Origin of the sequence: Desemzia sp. FAM 23989 (assembly GCF_045528345.1) — a bacterium.
Taxonomy (GTDB): Bacteria; Bacillota; Bacilli; order Lactobacillales; family Carnobacteriaceae; genus Desemzia.
The window spans coordinates 1-18,262 of sequence record NZ_JBGQQT010000019.1; the positions used below are offsets into that span (position 1 = coordinate 1).

General features: G+C 38.5%; 23 protein-coding genes. 3 read left to right on the forward strand and 20 right to left on the reverse strand.

Features of this window, described 5'->3' with window-relative positions; all coding sequences use genetic code 11:
- Positions 1-249: 249 nt before the first annotated feature.
- Positions 250-1,158, forward strand: a complete 909-nt coding sequence (locus tag ACEN36_RS10145; protein ID WP_407095965.1) for a hypothetical protein — start codon at positions 250-252, stop codon at positions 1,156-1,158.
- A gap of 109 nt (positions 1,159-1,267) precedes the next feature.
- Here ACEN36_RS10145 and ACEN36_RS10150 read toward each other — a convergent pair whose 3' ends face one another.
- The 4 genes from ACEN36_RS10150 to ACEN36_RS10165 all read right to left on the reverse strand — a co-directional run bounded on the left by ACEN36_RS10150 (position 1,268) and on the right by ACEN36_RS10165 (position 3,273).
- Positions 1,268-1,534: a helix-turn-helix transcriptional regulator gene (locus tag ACEN36_RS10150; protein WP_407095966.1), complete on the reverse strand. Its 267-nt coding sequence runs from the start codon at positions 1,532-1,534 to the stop codon at positions 1,268-1,270.
- 677 nt (positions 1,535-2,211) lie between these two features.
- Positions 2,212-2,466: a hypothetical protein gene (locus tag ACEN36_RS10155; protein ID WP_407095967.1), complete on the reverse strand. Its 255-nt coding sequence runs from the start codon at positions 2,464-2,466 to the stop codon at positions 2,212-2,214.
- A 17-nt stretch (positions 2,467-2,483) separates the two neighbouring features.
- A complete protein-coding gene (locus ACEN36_RS10160) occupies positions 2,484-2,711 on the reverse strand; it encodes an AbrB/MazE/SpoVT family DNA-binding domain-containing protein (RefSeq protein WP_407095968.1) in 228 nt (75 codons plus the stop codon).
- 253 nt (positions 2,712-2,964) lie between these two features.
- Positions 2,965-3,273, reverse strand: coding sequence for a hypothetical protein (locus ACEN36_RS10165; protein WP_407095969.1), 309 nt, complete (start codon positions 3,271-3,273; stop codon positions 2,965-2,967).
- Between the two features lie 355 nt (positions 3,274-3,628).
- On the opposite strand from ACEN36_RS10165, the gene ACEN36_RS10170 reads away from it, so the two are divergent.
- The gene (locus ACEN36_RS10170; RefSeq protein WP_407095970.1) at positions 3,629-4,801 is read left to right on the forward strand and encodes a tyrosine-type recombinase/integrase; all 1,173 of its coding nucleotides are present in this window, start codon (positions 3,629-3,631) and stop codon (positions 4,799-4,801) included.
- A gap of 87 nt (positions 4,802-4,888) precedes the next feature.
- Here the strand turns inward: ACEN36_RS10170 and rpsI are convergent, their stop codons facing one another.
- Both rpsI and rplM read right to left on the reverse strand, forming a co-directional pair.
- Complete coding sequence (rpsI, locus tag ACEN36_RS10175) at positions 4,889-5,281, reverse strand: 30S ribosomal protein S9 (RefSeq protein WP_204212075.1); 393 nt, start codon at positions 5,279-5,281, stop codon at positions 4,889-4,891.
- Positions 5,282-5,294: 13 nt separating this feature from the next.
- Positions 5,295-5,741: a 50S ribosomal protein L13 gene (gene rplM, locus ACEN36_RS10180; protein ID WP_407095971.1), complete on the reverse strand. Its 447-nt coding sequence runs from the start codon at positions 5,739-5,741 to the stop codon at positions 5,295-5,297.
- Between the two features lie 288 nt (positions 5,742-6,029).
- Between rplM and ACEN36_RS10185 the strand changes: the two genes are divergently transcribed.
- Entirely contained in the window at positions 6,030-6,524 is a 495-nt protein-coding gene (locus ACEN36_RS10185) for a hypothetical protein (RefSeq protein WP_407095972.1), read from the forward strand.
- Here ACEN36_RS10185 and ACEN36_RS10190 read toward each other — a convergent pair.
- The 14 genes from ACEN36_RS10190 to ACEN36_RS10255 all read right to left on the reverse strand — a co-directional run bounded on the left by ACEN36_RS10190 (position 6,460) and on the right by ACEN36_RS10255 (position 18,229).
- Positions 6,460-8,256 carry an oligopeptide ABC transporter substrate-binding protein gene (locus ACEN36_RS10190; RefSeq protein WP_407095973.1) on the reverse strand — a complete coding sequence of 599 codons (1,797 nt, stop codon included), beginning with the start codon at positions 8,254-8,256 and terminating at the stop codon, positions 6,460-6,462. The genes ACEN36_RS10185 and ACEN36_RS10190 overlap by 65 nt on opposite strands.
- A gap of 493 nt (positions 8,257-8,749) precedes the next feature.
- Positions 8,750-9,817, reverse strand: a complete 1,068-nt coding sequence (locus ACEN36_RS10195; protein ID WP_407126554.1) for an FUSC family protein — start codon at positions 9,815-9,817, stop codon at positions 8,750-8,752.
- Positions 9,818-10,064: 247 nt separating this feature from the next.
- The gene (locus ACEN36_RS10200; RefSeq protein WP_407095975.1) at positions 10,065-10,457 is read right to left on the reverse strand and encodes a hypothetical protein; all 393 of its coding nucleotides are present in this window, start codon (positions 10,455-10,457) and stop codon (positions 10,065-10,067) included.
- 83 nt (positions 10,458-10,540) lie between these two features.
- Positions 10,541-11,347 (reverse strand): tRNA pseudouridine(38-40) synthase TruA, encoded by an 807-nt coding sequence (gene truA / locus ACEN36_RS10205; protein WP_407095976.1) that lies wholly within the window; start codon positions 11,345-11,347, stop codon positions 10,541-10,543.
- 376 nt (positions 11,348-11,723) lie between these two features.
- Positions 11,724-12,521 (reverse strand): energy-coupling factor transporter transmembrane component T family protein, encoded by a 798-nt coding sequence (locus tag ACEN36_RS10210; protein WP_407095977.1) that lies wholly within the window; start codon positions 12,519-12,521, stop codon positions 11,724-11,726.
- Positions 12,518-13,414 carry an energy-coupling factor ABC transporter ATP-binding protein gene (locus ACEN36_RS10215; RefSeq protein WP_407096088.1) on the reverse strand — a complete coding sequence of 299 codons (897 nt, stop codon included), beginning with the start codon at positions 13,412-13,414 and terminating at the stop codon, positions 12,518-12,520. Before ACEN36_RS10215 ends, ACEN36_RS10210 begins: the two co-directional genes overlap by 4 nt.
- Positions 13,390-14,229, reverse strand: coding sequence for an energy-coupling factor ABC transporter ATP-binding protein (locus tag ACEN36_RS10220; protein ID WP_407095978.1), 840 nt, complete (start codon positions 14,227-14,229; stop codon positions 13,390-13,392). The genes ACEN36_RS10215 and ACEN36_RS10220 overlap by 25 nt, the downstream gene beginning before the upstream one ends.
- Before the next feature lie 477 nt (positions 14,230-14,706).
- On the reverse strand, positions 14,707-15,087 hold the full coding sequence (rplQ, locus tag ACEN36_RS10225) for a 50S ribosomal protein L17 (protein ID WP_407095979.1): 381 nt from the start codon (positions 15,085-15,087) through the stop codon (positions 14,707-14,709).
- A gap of 30 nt (positions 15,088-15,117) precedes the next feature.
- Positions 15,118-16,062: a DNA-directed RNA polymerase subunit alpha gene (locus ACEN36_RS10230; RefSeq protein ID WP_204212082.1), complete on the reverse strand. Its 945-nt coding sequence runs from the start codon at positions 16,060-16,062 to the stop codon at positions 15,118-15,120.
- A gap of 76 nt (positions 16,063-16,138) precedes the next feature.
- Positions 16,139-16,525 carry a 30S ribosomal protein S11 gene (gene rpsK, locus ACEN36_RS10235; RefSeq protein WP_407095980.1) on the reverse strand — a complete coding sequence of 129 codons (387 nt, stop codon included), beginning with the start codon at positions 16,523-16,525 and terminating at the stop codon, positions 16,139-16,141.
- A 25-nt stretch (positions 16,526-16,550) separates the two neighbouring features.
- The gene (rpsM, locus tag ACEN36_RS10240) at positions 16,551-16,916 is read right to left on the reverse strand and encodes a 30S ribosomal protein S13 (RefSeq protein WP_407095981.1); all 366 of its coding nucleotides are present in this window, start codon (positions 16,914-16,916) and stop codon (positions 16,551-16,553) included.
- 24 nt (positions 16,917-16,940) lie between these two features.
- Positions 16,941-17,054 carry a 50S ribosomal protein L36 gene (gene rpmJ / locus ACEN36_RS10245; RefSeq protein WP_034299928.1) on the reverse strand — a complete coding sequence of 38 codons (114 nt, stop codon included), beginning with the start codon at positions 17,052-17,054 and terminating at the stop codon, positions 16,941-16,943.
- Between the two features lie 34 nt (positions 17,055-17,088).
- Positions 17,089-17,307, reverse strand: a complete 219-nt coding sequence (gene infA, locus ACEN36_RS10250; RefSeq protein ID WP_092480922.1) for a translation initiation factor IF-1 — start codon at positions 17,305-17,307, stop codon at positions 17,089-17,091.
- 268 nt (positions 17,308-17,575) lie between these two features.
- Positions 17,576-18,229, reverse strand: coding sequence for an adenylate kinase (locus tag ACEN36_RS10255; protein WP_407095982.1), 654 nt, complete (start codon positions 18,227-18,229; stop codon positions 17,576-17,578).
- Positions 18,230-18,262: the final 33 nt, after the last annotated feature.

Below are 18,262 nucleotides of genomic sequence, written 5' to 3' on the forward strand. Positions count from 1 at the left end.
CTATCCTCATTTCAGTAAAAGTGCAAGGTTTTGTTTAACATCCTATAAAAACCCTTGCATCTATTATATCAATCATTAGTTGTAAAAGGCAGCAGAATAAGCATAGTTTATTATTCAGTAGACATTACATAATTAAAAATAGGCTAAATTGATTCTCAAGTGCTCGAACCATTCTCGAGCATTCATACGGAATTTTATTAACACCTCTTGTCTATATTAAGTTATCTAATAAAGCAAAGGGTGAATGGAATGTTAAATAAAGAAAATATTAAGCAACTGACCATACTGGACAAAGATTTTGTAAAGGTAATACCCACCTTGAACAATGTGGACATCCGATATACAAAATACCCAGAGAACAATGCAACACACAAAAAAGAACAAACATATGTGCAACCGATAGAAAAAGTAAAAAGAATCGACAAGGACACTTACCTTGACCCCACGGGGAACGAAAAAAAAGAATACATTCATAATACAGAACGAACACAAAATGAATCAACCTTTTATCGTACTCGTAGAGAATTGAATTGGCTGATATTGAATAACTTTTCTGGTGATAATCAGGAACTTTTTTTGACCCTTACTTATGCAAATCCTTTTCTGAATCCAGATGGATTATCGTCTGATTTTCGTAATTACATGAAGCGTATTAGTAATCAATTAAAAAGCAATTGTTCCTTTGACTACATCGTGGTTAGGGAACCACATTTGTCAGGTTCCTGGCACATGCATGTGTTGCTCCGTTGCAACAAAGAAATAACCGCTGACATTGAATCAGTTCTTATAAAGAAATGGAAGAATGGGACAGTACATACACAGACTATTATCCAAGTTAACAAATTAGCCGCATATCTTACTTCACATCTCACTCATCTTATTATTGACGAAGATGGAGAAGATTCCATCATGGTTGATTATTCAACTATGACAACAAAAAATATGATGAAGAATGCACGCCTTGGTCTATATCCCATGCAATTCAGAATCTACTCTTCTTCAAAGAATATCAAGAAACCACTCAAAAGATATATGACTCTTGCGGAATGCAAGCGTCTCTACCAAATATCTCATTTTAAGAATTATGATGCTTCCTTCAAATTATTCAATACGCACTTTGCGCTTATACAGAGACATATTCAACTCACAAAAAAGTAGAAATTGTTCTCTTAGGAACTTCTTGATTATATATACACAAGTTGTCCATCTAATCTACAAACAACAAATAAAAGCATGAGACCTTTAAAGTCCCATGCTCTTTTCATGCTTATATTTGAAATAATTTATTTTCTTTCACCCACTGGTCAATATCTACCTTGTCATATTTAATCGTCTTACCAAATTTAAGGTGCGGTGTAATTGGAAAAATATACTTTTCTGCAGTAGCATATGATATTCCAAGATACACACACGTTTCTTTTTTGTTCAAGTACTTCTTATTTTGAATAATGAGTTCATTATAGTACTTTTCAACTTGAGCAGAAATTACGTTTTCAATCCATTCAGGGACTTGTTCTTCCAAACCTTTTTCCATCCTATCACCTCCTTAAAGTAATTGTATGGAGTTCTATAGACTTTTATTCAAATCATATTGAATCTCATAGAATAATAGTGACCGTTATTTATGGAAGTATAACGCTTGAGTTCTTTTTCTATATAGTTAAAAGAAAACTATCAACACACCTACCTTCAAGTAAAATATAATTACTAAAACGGAAAAAGAGTACCTGTTCAATAACAGATACTCTTATGCTTTCTTTCGGACTATTTCCCCGAATTGCGATTCCTTCTTTAGATGAGCCGGTCTTCCGTTTCTTGATAAACCTCACATACCCTTACCTGGCGAAGCGTGAACTCTTGCTTTTCTTCATAGCGGGGTTTCTATAGAGGCGACCACCATCTGAGGCCCCACACATATTGACAGGAACAACTTCGTACACACCTTGCTTAATATCTATCCTCTCAACTTTGAACCAATAACAGCCGTTGTCTAAAATCAGCATGTAATCATCCTTTCTTTTACTAAGCTAATCACGTCAACGCAAGTAGCAAAATTTTTTTTTATCCATCACCAAATAAAAAAGAACCCATACTCGGTTCTCTCTTCACTATTCATCTTAATCAAGCAGCAAAGCCAATCAGTTATGCCATGTAAGACGGTCTATATCTTACAATTATCTATTCGTATCAAGGACCGTCGTATTGTTATAGTTAAACTTCATCCTCTTTCTTTTCATCTCTGACTGGTTCAGGGTCTGGATACCACTGGATTTCATTCCCCTCCTCATTCAGTTCGTAGAAGCCTTTCGAATGGTCCTCAACATCCAGCCACACACGGTTACCAACTTCCCCGATAGGGTACCCCCTCTTTATCTCCATTTTTTTGAGCCACTCATACTTATTCCTGCTTCGAGGCCTTTTCCGTTTCGTGTCCGGTCCAAATGACCTGTACGGTTTCTCTCTCATGTCCTTCCCTCCTTTCTTCATCTATCCTTCAATGCTCTAAACACTTCATCGTTCTCGTCGGTAATCTTCCGGACTAAATCCATGAAGTCTTTCATTTCGGATTGCCCTTTCTTAGCAACCAGCATGCTGTCTCCGTGCACGGAGAAGTTTAATATATCTCCTTCCTCCAATCCCAAATGCTCTACGATTCCGTCAGGAACTTCGACCATTAGGCTTTTTCCGATTCTTTTCAGTTTATTTGTCATCATCCACCGCTCCTCGTTTCTTTTCTACCTTTATTATACGACAGCTTCATTAAATCCTACACAAAAAAACACATCTGATGAGCCACCCTATGCTATATCCACCTTAACTTAATAGCAATACTATGCAGGTATACATCATGCGATGTACGCGTGCTTTGAGGGCGACTCTCTTCTCTGTAAAATTGTAGATATTAAAAAAGGCTGAATCACTCCATAGCGTCCCCTCTTTTTCTCCTTATTTAATTTCATGAAATTAAGATGCACGCTTTCTATTTCTCATTTTAATCATCTCGTCATGTATTTCAAACCATTCATCCACTCGTTTGGCATTAAATCGAATAGCTCCCGATATGTTCGTAGACGGAAAATTGGAATGTTCTTTCATAAATTTATCTAATGTTTTAAAGGAAACTCCTAAATACTTCGCACATTCTGTTTTATTCATCCACATTTTTTCAGCTTTTTTATGAGAAGTATTCTCCAATTGTTGAGTTAATTTCTCCGTAATTCGTTGTTCCATTTCTTTCAAATATGTATCCATCACTTTTCCAAAATCATTCATTGGGCATTTCTCCTTTTAGTTTTTCCTATTCTATTCATAGAGTTGGAAAAATATGCCCCAAATTTTAACTTAACCTGTTCGAGCCCTGTTCAAGCAAAAAGAAATTCTATAATATCACGATGACCTTTGCTTCTGTAACGATAAATATTTGATGTAGCATAGGTTATATAGTAATAGATGTTATATAATGTACTTTGAAAGGGGGAAATATTAGTAAAAATTCTACCGGTGGATGAACATAGAACTGTGGTCGAACATCGAAGTGTTATATTTTTGAATCCTTTTATCTATGATAAGCGAATTCAACCAAAAGGCGTGGTCAGAATTCCATTACATTAGAAAAGGGGTCATCATTATGACAAAGGTAAAAGAATACAAGGGAAAAAGAACAGGCAAAACAACATATTGGTTTTCTCATTATATCGGTATAAATCCTTCCACCGGAAAAAGAGAGTCCATCACAAAAAGAGGGTTCTCTTCTGAAGCTGAAGCCGAATTTGAACTGGCGAAATTAAGATTAGAACTATCAAAAGGAACATTTTCAAAAAAAGAAACAGCTACTTTTTTTGATGTATTTAATGAATGGAAAATTGGGTATCAAAACACAGTCCGTCCAATAACATTGGATAGGACTATGCAGCAATTCGACAAATATATTTTGCCGAAATTTGGAGATAAGTCAGTTGATTCCATTACATTAGGTTACTGCCAGCAAGTAGTCAATGAATGGAGCACCTACTATACAAATTTTAAAGTATTGAAATCATGTGTACAAAGAGTTCTTGACTATTCCGTACGATTAAAATATACATCAGACAACCCTATCCGATTTGTACAGATGCCTCGGAAAAAAGTGACCAAGGACCAACTATTAGACCAAGTTGACAAAAACTTCTATGATACCAACGAACTCCAATCTTTTTTTGGTACGTTAACCAAACATTTTGGGCTCAAAGAATTAGCCATATTTAGGGTTTTAGCTTTTTCCGGTTTAAGAAAGGGTGAGTTAATCGCTCTTAACTGGTCAGACATAGATTTTGAACGGAAGACATTGAGCGTAAAGCGAAATATATCTTACTTGGATGGAAAACAACAGTTGAGTGAAGTAAAAACAAAAAAATCCATCCGAACTATATCTCTCGATGGTAAAACGGTCTCTATCTTGAAAAGATGGAAAAATGCTCAAGCACAAGAGTTGTTGCAACTTGGTATAAATCAATTTCAAAAAACTCAGCCTGTTTTCAATCGCTTTTCCAATTATGCCTTTAATGAGCCTTTATACATGAAGTATCCTGATACTATTGTGGAGAAAGTTCTAAAGTTTAATCCCATGTTGCACAAAATTACAGTACACGGCTTTCGTCATACACATGCCTCTATATTAATTGAAAGTGGGGCGAGCATGAAAGAAATCCAAGAACGTTTGGGTCATTCTACTGTCCAAATCACCATGGACGTATACGGACATATGACTAAAAGAGCACTGGAAAACACCGCTGAGAAGTTTGCACAACAGGTCAATTTTTAGTCCATTCAGTCATGTTTTCAGTCACTACAAAAAAAAGACACCTTCCAAAAAATGGAAAGTGTCTTGAAACGTTGATATAGTAACGAATTAACGTTTTGAGAATTGAGAAGCTTTACGAGCTTTCTTAAGACCTGGTTTTTTACGTTCTTTCATACGAGGGTCACGTGTTAATAGACCAGCTGATTTTAATGGTGCACGGAAAGAAGGATCTACTTCTAACAATGCGCGAGCGATACCGTGACGAGCTGCTCCAGCTTGTCCAGCGTATCCACCACCATTAACGTTGATGATGATATCGTAGTTACCTGTAGTTTCAGTTACTTCTAAAGGTTGTTTTACAATAACATGTAAACTTTCGTATGGAAGATATTCAGCGATATCTTTTTTGTTGAACATGATTTTACCTGTACCTGGTACTAGGCGTACACGTGCAGTTGAGTTTTTACGACGTCCTGTTGCAGTATATTGTACTTGTGCCAATGAAATTCCCTCCTTAAATTAAGTCTGTAATGTCTAAAGTTTTTGGTTGTTGTGCTTGGTGGCTGTGTTCTGAGCCGCCGTAAACGTGTAATTTCATGCCTTGTTTACGTCCCAAAGTGTTTTTAGGAAGCATACCTTTTACAGACAATTCAACTAATTTACGAGAGTCTTTAGCACGTAATGCACCAGCAGAGATTTGTTTCAATCCACCTGGGTTACCATCGATGTTACGAGAGTAAATTTTGTCAGTTGCTTTTTTACCTGTTAATTTTACTTGATCTGCATTGATTACAATTACAAAGTCCCCTGTATCAACATGAGGAGTGTAAGTTGGTTTATTTTTTCCACGTAAGATAGATGCAACGACAGTAGATAAGCGACCTAATGGGATATCAGTAGCATCGATTACATACCAGTTACGTTCTACTTCGCTTGGTTTAGCCATATAAGTTGTACGCACGTTAATTTCCTCCATATTCTTCTGTTTGTTTGAATGCATAATAAGTTTCCGGGGCTCATCATGGGGCAAACAATACCATATAATATCTTAACTTTTTTCAAGTCAAATGTCAATGATTTGAAAGATAAAAAAGTGATTCTTTAAGTCTTTTTTTTGAACAACTTAGCCGTGTGAGTCTCCCCTCTTTTTTTCAACTCTAGAAGCTTCCGCTTCCTTCTTTCTTCAATCAAAAAAATGGAATTAGAAAAAATAATAGTATACGATAGACTCTAAAAGGAGGCGTGTATTTTGAAAAATCAGAAAAAAGTTTTCAGAATCGTGATGGCGTTTATGGGTGTTTTCGTCGGAGCCGGTTTCGCCTCAGGTCAAGAAATTATCCAATATTTTACTAGTTTTGGACTGTGGGGAATTGTTGGTGCTGTTGTAGCAACTGCTTTATTCGCTTTTGTTGGAATGATACTATTAGATCTCGGAAGTCATTATAATGCTGGATCTTATTTAGATGTTTTTGATAATATTGCGAACAAAGTCATCAGCCGAATCATTGATGTTTTTCTGCTGATGACACTATTTGGATTGGGGGTAATTATACAAGTTTTTAAAATTTTACGACAAAAGAATATCTTTAAAATAAAAGACGAAACATTTTGTTCGTTTTTTATTTTTTTATGTAAAAAAACAGGAACTGATCTGGTATCAGCTCCTGTTTTTATTATTTCTATTGAGCGGGTTCCACCGCCGTTAATTCTACTACTTCCCAACCGTTTGGATTGCCTCGAGTGATATCGTAGTTTTTCACACGATTATTCACCGCAATCAGCTCTGTAGGGTTTAGTAATGGCAATGCAGGGACTTCTTCCATGAAATAAGCTTGCCACTCGTGATAGGCATTAATTTGGTACTCATGGTCAAAGGCTTCTTGAGAAGAGATATTGTCCAGCAATTGAGTATTTTCTTCTGTTGCCCAACGTGGATAGTTGTAAATTTCTCTTGGTCCGTATAAACCACTTGGGTTAGGGTCAGAACCTGTACTCCAAGCTCCTTTGTACATATCAATAGCTTCATCGTCTACATGCACGCGGTTATAGAAATCTTGAAATTCCATCAATCGACCATCGACTAAATCGACATTCAAGCCGACCGCTTCCCATTGTTGGATGTAGTAGTCGGTAATCGGTTCTGCTTCCTCGCTACCAGACATTCCTGCGTAATTAATAACGAGTTCTTCGCCTACTGGAGTTTCTCTAAAGCCGTCATCATTGGTATCCACATAACCGGCTTCATCCAGTAGTTCCATCGCTTTCTCAGGATTGTACGAGTAGCCTGTCAATTCAGCATTATGGTATTCCTCATAAGCTGGTGCAATAGGTGAAGTGGCTCTCATTTGTAAGCCGTTGTAGAATTGTTCTCCGACGGCATCGTTGTCAATCGCATAAGCGATGGCTTGTCGCAATTCTTTATCAGCTAGTTTTGCATCCGGGTCAAGAACGTTGATGCCTTCTTCTTCATTCCATTTACCCATTTTAAAGCCTAAATAAGAATATTGAGTGTCCGGTTGCCCCAACAAAGCGATGTTTTCTAAATCTTTGTAGGCATCATACTCACCGGCTGGCATGCTGGCAATGTCGTATTCCCCATTTTCCATCGCAATGGAAATCGTAGAGGTTGGTACGGTTTCGGCCACTACTTCGGCAACTCCCGGTTCACCTTTCCAATAGTGCTCATTGACCACATAATGGACGGATTCGCCTGGAACGATGCTTTCAACTTTGAAAGGACCTGTTCCAACGGGATTTTCCCGAATTTCAGGAGCAGACGGCATATCCGCTACTTCGATGCCTTCCAAGTGATGTTTCGGCATCGGATACTCCCAGATTCCCCCACCAGACTGTAAGAGAGATGGCGTCGTTTTTAAGTACTCGATTTCAATGGTCAAATCGTCCACCACGGTAATGCCTGAAATCGTCTCTGCTTCTCCCTTGTTGTAAGCTTCCATTCCCGCAATGTTCAAATAAGCTTCTCCAAAGTTCGTTCCAGGATAGTCAGGGTGGCCTAGCACTGCATAAGGAAATACCAAATCCTCCGAAGTAATCGGTTCGCCGTCAGACCAATTGAGCTCTTCAGTCAACCGGATTGTTACTTGATTATTCGCTTCATCAAATTCATAAGTCGCATATCCGTCATTGCTCAAGCGGAAGCTTTCATCGATTGAAAACATGGGTTCCATATTGAAGCTGAGTAATTGAGCATCATACGCATTCGCTTTGAATTCAGGACTCATGATTCCTTGGAATGGCGTATCTGTGACTAAGGCATAGTTTAATACGCCTCCATCAATTGCTTCTTCCTCATTGGTCGTAGCTAATGGAAAAGCCGCTTCTGCAGATTCATTCGCAGAAGTTTCTGTCGTACTTTCAGAAGCGTCTTGGCTGGTAGCTTCATTTGTCCTACACGCTGTTAGTATCAACGTACTTGCAAATGTCAGCACCAGTAATTTTTTATTTAATAAATGCATAATTTCCTCCTAAATAACCACCTTCACTTTTTCAGCAATAGGGGTTTCTAGTTGAATTATGAACAGGCCCGTTCGATAACAACGTATTTATTGTAAGTCAATTATCCAATTCTCACAAAGGTATTTTGTAATTTTCCGAGATGAATCCTTAGAAGTTTCTTCCGTATGTTTTAAATTTGCTTACAGAAAGTTTGGTATATAAACGTTTAAGTGCAATTTTTTTCTATTTAATCCTTCAATTTCTGCCCTCCATAAAGACAACTTTGTTTTATTTATTGCTTTAAACGGAATCGGTATACAAAAAAATGACCTTTTAAAATAAAAACTATACCGATGATTACCATAATGATTGGATTAAAACAAAATTGGCCGGAATGAATCCGGTCAATTTCCGAAAACATTCCAGCCAAGCAACTGCTTAACTTATTTAATTGAACTACTCTAATTTTTAGAATTCATTACAGTTCACGCTCTGCACTATTTTTTAATACACTTATTGATTTTCATTTTCTTCTGATTTTTCAAGATCCAAGTCCCATTTTCGGTTATAAAATTTTAGCGTGGTCACCATTATCCAAGCAGCTGTGACACCTAAAATACAGCCGAATACAATGCCGATCAGTCGGTTGGAGATAGCTGAAGTGACTGTCAGTTTATTAGAGATCATAGTCGTCAGCAGGATAGCCATAGGGGTGGAAACAAATATTCCTAAAGCATAGTTAACACGCATACAATATTGCAGCGTCCCATAAAGAGCAACCACAATGAAAATTTGCATGAGTTGAGACATTGGGAAAGCAGTAATCATACTGGCAACGATCAAGCCTAGAACGGTTCCAGAAATCCGCTGGATGTTGCGGTTCATCATAGCTCGTATGTTTTTCACCTGTAAAATTCCTGCACAGGAGAAAATCATCCAAGAAGGTTTATCCAGTCCGATTCCCATACTTAAATAAACAGCAAAAAAGAGCGTGCCGGCGTAGAACAGGGCATCCATCAAGGCACCTGGATCTCGGTTAATTCTTTCTTTAAGATTCGATTTGTCTATTTGGTAGTCTGAACTATTCCTTTCTGTGAAGTGCACGACGACAGCTAGGATAATCCCTAAGGTAACGCCTAGTGACATGGCTCCCATAATTCCTACCATGGATTGAAAATTGGATTCGATTCCTACCCCAACAGCTGATAATAAGATGACAAAAAGGGCCCCTGGTTTTTGCATCCCATAAAGCCGAAAAAAGAGACGGCAAAGAAAAGCTAAGCTACCTATAACCATAGGAGCAGTCCATTGGAAATGCCAACACAGTAAGGAGACAAACATCACAAACAGCAGCAAAAGACCAACTAAAACCAGCCTCTTTAATAGCAGACGCAATGGCATCTGTTCATAGTAAAAAAAGACAAATAACCCTAGAGTCATCAATCCCCCTAAGGAAACTTTCCCAATAAAGTAGCCGAACAGCAAACAGAATGCCATTCCTGCCATAGGAGCAATAATCTGCGCCCAATCGTCTTTTTCCGGTCGGCGAAACGTTAATAATTCTTCTTTGATGTAGCGCATATACGCACTCACTTCCTTTCTAAACAGTCTACGTCTTTTATGAGGTACTGACAAGGTCTCAGTACTTCCTTTTATGAGCGAATCAAAAAAAGCTGACTGGTATGAATCCAGTTATTTACCGGATACTTACCAGCCAATCAGCGGCACAGACCATTTAATTAACCATTTGATGTTGATGAGTAAAAATATCTTTCTTTACCGATGCTGGAGGATGAAGAACGATTGCACTGCTCCACATTAGAGTATTTTACTCCATCCATTCTTCATCTATCATCAATTCATCGGATTTGAGATTCACTAACTTCAACCGATTATCCGATTTAATGTAGATACTTTTATACGCTTGTTCGCCGTCTTCCACAAAAATCATGACTCTGGTTCCTTGATTATCCGTCATCAAATAACTTTCTACAGTCTCCAGATCAATCTTTTCTTGAATGACAGTAAGTTCAGGATAGTCTGGTGATTGGATAGAGTCTGCAGAATCCAGTTCCTCTTCAGGTACTGGTGCCAAGTCTTCTTCCGCTGCTGGAGAACTTGACGCTACTTGAGAGGCTGTACTGTCCGTTGAACCAGTTTCTTCCTGCGTACTGCATCCGGCAAATAGAAATGCCGTTAAAATCAGTGCGATCCATTTCATCTTAAGAACTCCTTTAATCCGTTATAATGGACTTGATTTCCGTCCATTGAGCCTATTTTAGCAAAATAACGCTTCGTTTTCGACTATTTAACTTCTTCCTCTACAGCCTCAAAGATCGTTCCTTTAGTCGCTTCCTGCTTGTCATAAAAAGTCTCCATCATGTACAACCCATGAGCAGCAGCAGTAGGACCAGCTTGATTGCGGTCTTTGACTTCTAGAAGACGCTTGATATCATCAGCAGGGCGCAACCCGTCAGCAATTTGCAACAACGTGCCGATAAAGATTCGCACCATGTTGTACAAGAATCCATTGCCTCTAAAGGTAAAAATCAATTCGCCATTCAGCTCATCTTTTTCGACTTTCGCTTCATAAACGGTACGTACTTTATCTTCTTTGCCACTATTGCTGGCACAAAAACTCGTAAAATCATGCTCTCCGACAAGGTCGTTTAGAGCAACCTCTAAAGCTTCCATATCAATACGATAAGGGTGATGTAAGGCATATAAGCGTTTAAATGGACTCATGACCTGATTGATATCCACACGGTATTGATACTTCTTCCCTGCTGTCGAGTATTGAGCATGAAAGTCAGTGTCCACAATTTCCGCAGAATAAAAAGTCAGTTCATCTGTGGTTAGACTGTTTAAGGCTCGCAGCATATTTTTAGGCGGCAAATAAAACGGGTAATCAAAATGAATCACTTGTCCTTTAGCATGGACACCCGAGTCGGTACGTCCAGCGCTGCGCAGTCTGATCGTTTGTCCTTTAGTCATGATGTTCAAAGCTTTCTCAATGTCCCCTTGGACTGTACGACCATTTGGTTGTATTTGGAATCCTACAAATTGGCTTCCATCATATTGCAATAATACTTTGTAACGATAGCTTTCCATGTGCTGCCTCCTTGATATCTTTTAGTGACTCTTTTTTCTATATAAAAAGTACGCTATATATTGACTGATTTGATTTGCGTGCCCTTTTTAGATGTTTTAGCTTATAAAGGTCACGCAACAAGTATTTATGTGCCTTTTTCTAGGCGTTTTTATTTAAAAAGGAACACAAACTATTTTTGCGTTCCTTTTTCCAGATTTTAAGGCTTATTTAGTAACGTAAAAACGTCAAGCTCTTTAAGCAGAGCAAGATTTGTCTGTGCTGTCTCTCTGCACTAAAGACTAAAGACGCTTTACTCATTAAAAAAGACGCCTCATACAACAAACAGCGTTGGAAGCGTCTCATGAGTCGGGCAATTTTTGTTGCGGTCACTACTTATTAATTTCTTAAAAAGACTAAAGCAGCGGTCAACACTGCAAAAGTGAGCATCACTAGAGTATCTGAAGCACTCCAGTCCAACTTACGGAATTTCGTACGACCTTCGCCGCCGCTGTATCCTCTGGCTTCCATAGCAGTTGCTAAATCCTCAGCACGATTGAATGAGCTTACGAATAAAGGAATCAGCAGCGGAACGATGGATTTCATTTGCTGGAAGACATTTCCTTCCCCAAAATCTACCCCTCTAGCTCGTTGGGCGTTCATGATCTTCTCCGTTTCATCCATCAACGTAGGAACGAAACGAAGCGCTATAGAGAGCATCAAAGCAATCTCATACACTGGAACCTTCAAAGCGGTCAGCGGACGCATCAGGTACTCTAAAGCGTCTGTTAAGGACAGTGGCATTGTAGTCAGTGTTAACAGTGTCGACATGAAGATGATCAACACGAAACGACAGAAAATAAAGACCCCGTTCAGCAATCCTTGAGAAGTCAGCATCAAAATCCACCACTGGAAGTAAACTTCTCCCCCTCCAGTGAAGAACACCTGTAAAATCACGGTAAACAGGATCAGCCAAATCATGGGTTTGATCCCATTGATAAAGAAGCTGAATTTGATTTTCGATAATAAGACAGCGGTCAATACAAAAATGAATAAGAGCAAATACGTTTGCCAATTGTTAGCCAAAAAGATCACGAAAATAAACAGGATCGTGCTGATCAGTTTCGCTCTAGGATCCAATCGGTGTATCCAGGAATTTCCGGGAATGTAACGTCCAAAAATCAATTTCTCCATCATTTGGCATCACCGCCTTCGAATGCATCAACGGCTAACTGGGCGGCTAATTGGGCTACTAATTGATCTGCCAATTCATCTGTAGTCAACGGTATTTCCTCTAACTTCAGCCCCAGACGCTCTTCTAAACGACTTGCAAAAGATACAGTTGCCGGAACATCCAATTGTTTGCTTTCCAACCATGCTTCATTTTGAAAGATCTCACGAGGAGGACCTTCTTTCACAACGGTACCTTGTTCTAAAATGATGACGTGATTGGCGTAATTGGCTACATCTTCCATTTGGTGAGTCACTAAGACAATAGTCATACCTTGTTCTTGATACAGTCGATAGAACATGTCCATCATTTCTTTGCGCCCTTTTGGATCTAATCCAGCAGTCGGCTCGTCCAACACCAATACTTCCGGTTCCATTGCCAACACACCAGCTATCGCTACACGGCGCATTTGTCCGCCTGACAAGTCGAATGGTGAACGTTCCATGTAAGTCTCATCCAATCCCACTAACGGCAGCATACGCTTAGCAATTTCGATACCTTCTTCTTCAGTAGCACCAAAGTTTTTTGGTCCAAAAGCAATATCTTTGGCAATCGTTTCTTCAAACAATTGCGATTCAGGAAATTGAAAGACGATTCCAACCTTTTTACGGATGCTTTTGAGATTTTTATTATTGGTCGTTGAGATGATTTCACGGTCTCCAATAACGACTTTACCTTCAGTCGGTTTGTTCAATGCGTTCAAATGACGCAATATCGTGGATTTTCCGCTTCCAGTATGTCCAACGAGAGCAGTATAACTGCCATCTTTAATAGCAAAATCAATATCATATAACGCTCGGCTTTCGAATGGTGTGCCTTTTTGGTATGTGTACCCTACTTTTTCGAAAGTAATGTCCATAACCATTCCACCATCCCTTCTTCTGTTAAGTATGTTTCGGGAACTTTTAAGCCTCTTTCTTCCAAAGCCACTTTCAATTTCTCCGGAAATGGCAAATCCAATCCCATATCGATCAATTGGTCTCCGTTAGAAAAGATTTCTTGCGGAGTGCCTTCTCTCACTAATTTTCCTTCTTGCATCACTAAGATACGGTTCGCATTGGCTGCTTCGTCAATATCATGCGTGATGGAGATAACGGTCAAATTTTCTTTTTCTTTGATCTGTTGTACAGTTTCAATCACTTCTTGACGTCCTTGAGGGTCCAGCATACTTGTAGCTTCATCTAAAATAATAATTTTAGGCGCTATTGCCACCACACCTGCAATAGCTACGCGCTGCTTTTGTCCTCCAGATAGACGCGCCGGTTCTCGCTCTTTAAAGTCCAGCATCTTAACTTGCCCTAGAGCCGATTCGACTCTTTGCAGCATTTCGTCTCTTGGAACAGCTTGATTTTCTAAACCAAAGGCCACATCATCTTGCACTGTTGATCCTACAAATTGATTGTCCGGATTTTGAAAAACCATGCCCACTTTTTCACGGATTCCCCAAATATTTTCTTCTGATAACGCTAATTGATCCACAAAAACTTCTCCACTGTCTGGAGCAATCAAGCCATTGATCGTTTTTGCCAGCGTAGATTTTCCTGATCCATTTGGTCCAATGATCGCGATCCATTCGCCTTCTTCGATTTCTAAAGATACTCCGTTCAGAGCAGGTCGCAGATCCGTTTCATTGTATTGGTATATTAAATTATTTAGTGTAATGATTTTATTCATGGCTAACTCCCCAAGTCTTCTATTAGGATTACAACGTCATCACGGATCACGTTGTTAGGCAGATAATGTTGCTCAGACCTTTCACTCGTCATCAGTCTTGACACCTGTCATGGTCCATTACGTAATTATTATACACTATTCTACTATACAGACCATCTTGTTTTTCAGAAAATTTAGTGTACCTGTACTTGCTTCTTTTTACTTTAAAGTAACTGAAAAAAGGAGTGATTCCAGTTTTCAGCTGCTTTAAAATAAAAAAAATCACTTTAATTGATGAATGTACCTCTCTTAGAGAACAGATTCTCTAAGAGAAGTTTAGAGCTAGACTCGAAAGATATTGCTATCTATTCATCATCATAACACTCCGATCATACATCTAAAAAAGTGAACGTCATTTTGTTTCCTTATTATTCAACCAGTTGTCTCAACAGAATTGTTGCAACAACTGGCTGAAATATGAAGTGCTGGTTGAATGAATTATACTAATTCAATAACGACCATTGGTGCACCATCACCGCGACGGTTTTCAGTTTTCAAAATACGAGTGTATCCACCTTGACGTTCAGCATAACGTGGTGCAATGTCCCCGAATAATTTTTGTAAAGCTGATTCAACGATGATTGCATCTTCTTCTTCTTTAACTGTTGCAACTTCGTTACGAACGAATGCAGCAGCACGACGACGAGCAGCTAAATCGCCTTTTTTACCTAAAGTAATCATTTTTTCTGTTGTTTTGCGAACTTCTTTAGCGCGAGCTTCAGTAGTCACAATACGTTCGTTAATGATTAGATCAGAAGTTAAATCACGCAACATAGCTTTACGTTGAGAGCTTGTACGTCCTAATTTACGGTAACCCATTGTATATTATCCTCCCTTGATACAGTACTACTAGTCTTCGTGGCGCAATCCCAATTCAAGTTCATTCAGTTTGAATTTAACTTCTTCAAGTGATTTACGTCCAAGATTACGTACCTTAATCATTTCAGCTTCTGATTTGTCAGTCAACTCTTGTACAGTGTTGATTCCAGCACGTTTCAAACAGTTGTATGAACGTACAGACAAATCAAGTTCTTCTATTGTCATTTCAAGTTTTTTCTCTTTTTGAGTCTCTTCTTTTTCCACCATGATTTCCACTTTACGTGTTTCATCTGTTAGATTTACGAAGATATTCAAGTGTTCGGTTAGAATTCGAGCGGCTAAACTAACTGCCTCTTCAGGGCTAATTGAACCGTCTGTCCATACATCAAGTGTTAACTTGTCAAAAGCGTCTTTTTGACCCACTCGAGTGTTTTCAACTTGATAGTTCACACGACTAACTGGGGTGTAGATTGAATCGACTGGCAATACACCGATAGGCATATCGTCTTTTTTATTGTGTTCAGCTCTTGCGTAACCTCTACCTTTTCTAGCTGTCATACGAACATGGAAGTGTCCGCCTTCAGCTACAGTACAGATATACAAGTCAGGGTTCAAGATTTCAACATCACTATCAAAAATGATGTCTGCTGCTGTAACCACTGCAGGGCCTTTCACATCGATTTCAATTGTCTTGTCCTCTTCAGAGTATAATTTGAGTGCCAACTTTTTAATATTTAAGATGATTGCTGTAACATCCTCAACAACACCGTCAATAGTAGAAAATTCATGTAAAACACTGTCAATTTGAATATTTGTTACAGCTGCTCCCGGAAGAGAAGACAATAAAATACGACGTAGGGAATTACCCAACGTTGTTCCATATCCACGTTCAAGTGGCTCTACAACGAATTTACCAAACTTGGCATCATCGCTGATCTCAATCGTTTCAATTCTTGGCTTTTCAATTTCGATCATTCTGCTATTTACCCCTTTCAAAACGTTAAGTTCATGTTATCGAGTGCAAACCTACAAAAAATGAAGCAGCTCTCAATTAAACACGACGGCGTTTTGGAGGGCGGCATCCATTATGAGGAATTGGAGTTACGTCACGAATAGCTGTAACTTCTAAACCTGTTGCTTGCAAAGAACGAATTGCTGCTTCACGACCTGAACCAGGACCTTTAACTGCAACTTCGACTGTTTTCATTCCATTTTCCATACTTACTTTAGCTGCTGCTTCAGCTGCTAATTGAGCTGCAAATGGAGTTGATTTTTTTGATCCGCGGAAACCTAGTGATCCAGCTGATGACCATGAAATTGCGTTACCATGAGTATCAGTAATCATTACAATAGTGTTGTTAAATGTAGAACGGATATGAGCTACTCCGCTCTCGATATTTTTTTTCACACGACGTTTGCGTTGAACTTTTCTTGCCATTAAGGTTTACCTCCTAACAATTAAATTATTTTTTCTTACCTGCAATTGCCTTAGCTGGGCCTTTACGAGTACGTGCATTATTTTTCGTGTTTTGTCCACGAACTGGTAATCCACGACGATGACGCATGCCTCGGTATGAACCAATATCAATCAAACGTTTGATATTTTGGCTTACTTCACGACGTAAATCTCCTTCAACTTTCAATTTATCCACTTCCACACGGATAGCGTCTAATTGATCATTGCTAAGATCACGAACACGAATATCTTCTGATACATCAGCTGCTTTTAAAACCTCGCTAGCTGTATTTTTACCGATTCCATATATATAAGTTAGAGAAATTACTACACGTTTGTCACGTGGAATATCTACACCTGCAATACGAGCCATTACAATTACACCTCCTAATTTTTATTATCCTTGACGTTGTTTATGTTTTGGATTTTCACAAATAACCATTACCCGACCATTACGACGGATAACTTTACATTTATCACACATTTTTTTAACTGATGGTCTTACTTTCATGAACTAACCCTCCTATTTTAGTGACGGAGTGCAATTATTTAAAGCGGTAAGTTATACGTCCACGTGATAAATCATATGGAGATAACTCAACTGTAACTTTATCCCCTGGTAAAATTCGAATGTAATTCATGCGAATTTTTCCGGAAACATGCGCCAATACTATATGGCCATTTTCAAGTTCAACTTTAAAACTTGCATTTGGCAAAGTTTCAACGACTGTACCTTCAATTTCTATGACATCGTCTTTCGCCACGCCTAGTACCTCCCTTAATTTTTTCGCTTCTATTACGCGATAAACAGTGAGCGCATTACAAGCCCTCACCTGTTTTCATCTTAACTTATAGATTATAACACAACAAAAAAGCATTTTAAAGTCAATACCTTTAATATTATAGCATAATCCCTTTTCTTCTACAAGGTTTTGAAAAACGAACAAATCAATTTCTGTGAACAATTGTGAAGATTCTTCTTTTTTAAAGAACGAAAAAAGCAAGATGGTTTTTTTGTTTTATATGAAGAGATTATTTGGTTTTATCAATAACTTCTTTGATTGAGTTAAATACATCTTTAACATCATCTTCACCGTTTACGGTATACAAAACATCGCGCTCTTTATAGAAGTTTAAAAGAGGTTCTGTTAATTCAACGTTTACGTTTATACGATTCTCGACTGTTTCAGGTTTGTCGTCTTCTCTTTGATAGAACTCATGTCCTCCGCAACGATCACACGTACCTTCAACTTTTGTCGGTTTATTCAGTTTGTGGTAAGTAGCTCCACAATTGCTGCATATAAAACGACCAGTAAGTCTTTGCATTAAAATGTCTTTGTTCACTTCAATGTAAAAAACAGCATCGATTGGTTTATTTAAGCCTTTTGTAATTTCTTCCAACGCTTCCGCTTGATTCAAAGTTCGAGGGAAACCATCTAAAAGAAATCCGTTGTCCGTATCGGATTCAGCCAAACGTTCTTTGACAATTCCATTAGTCACTTCATCAGGAACTAAGTTACCAGAATCCATAAAGGATTTTGCTTTGATTCCTAATTCGGTTTGTTTTTCAACTGCAGCCCGGAACATATCTCCCGTTGAAATATGAGGTATTTGATAAGCATCTACAATTTGTTCTGCTTGCGTTCCTTTTCCTGCACCAGGAAGCCCCATTAAAATGAGATTCATCATTTTTCCTCCTTAAATGTAAGAATCAGTGCT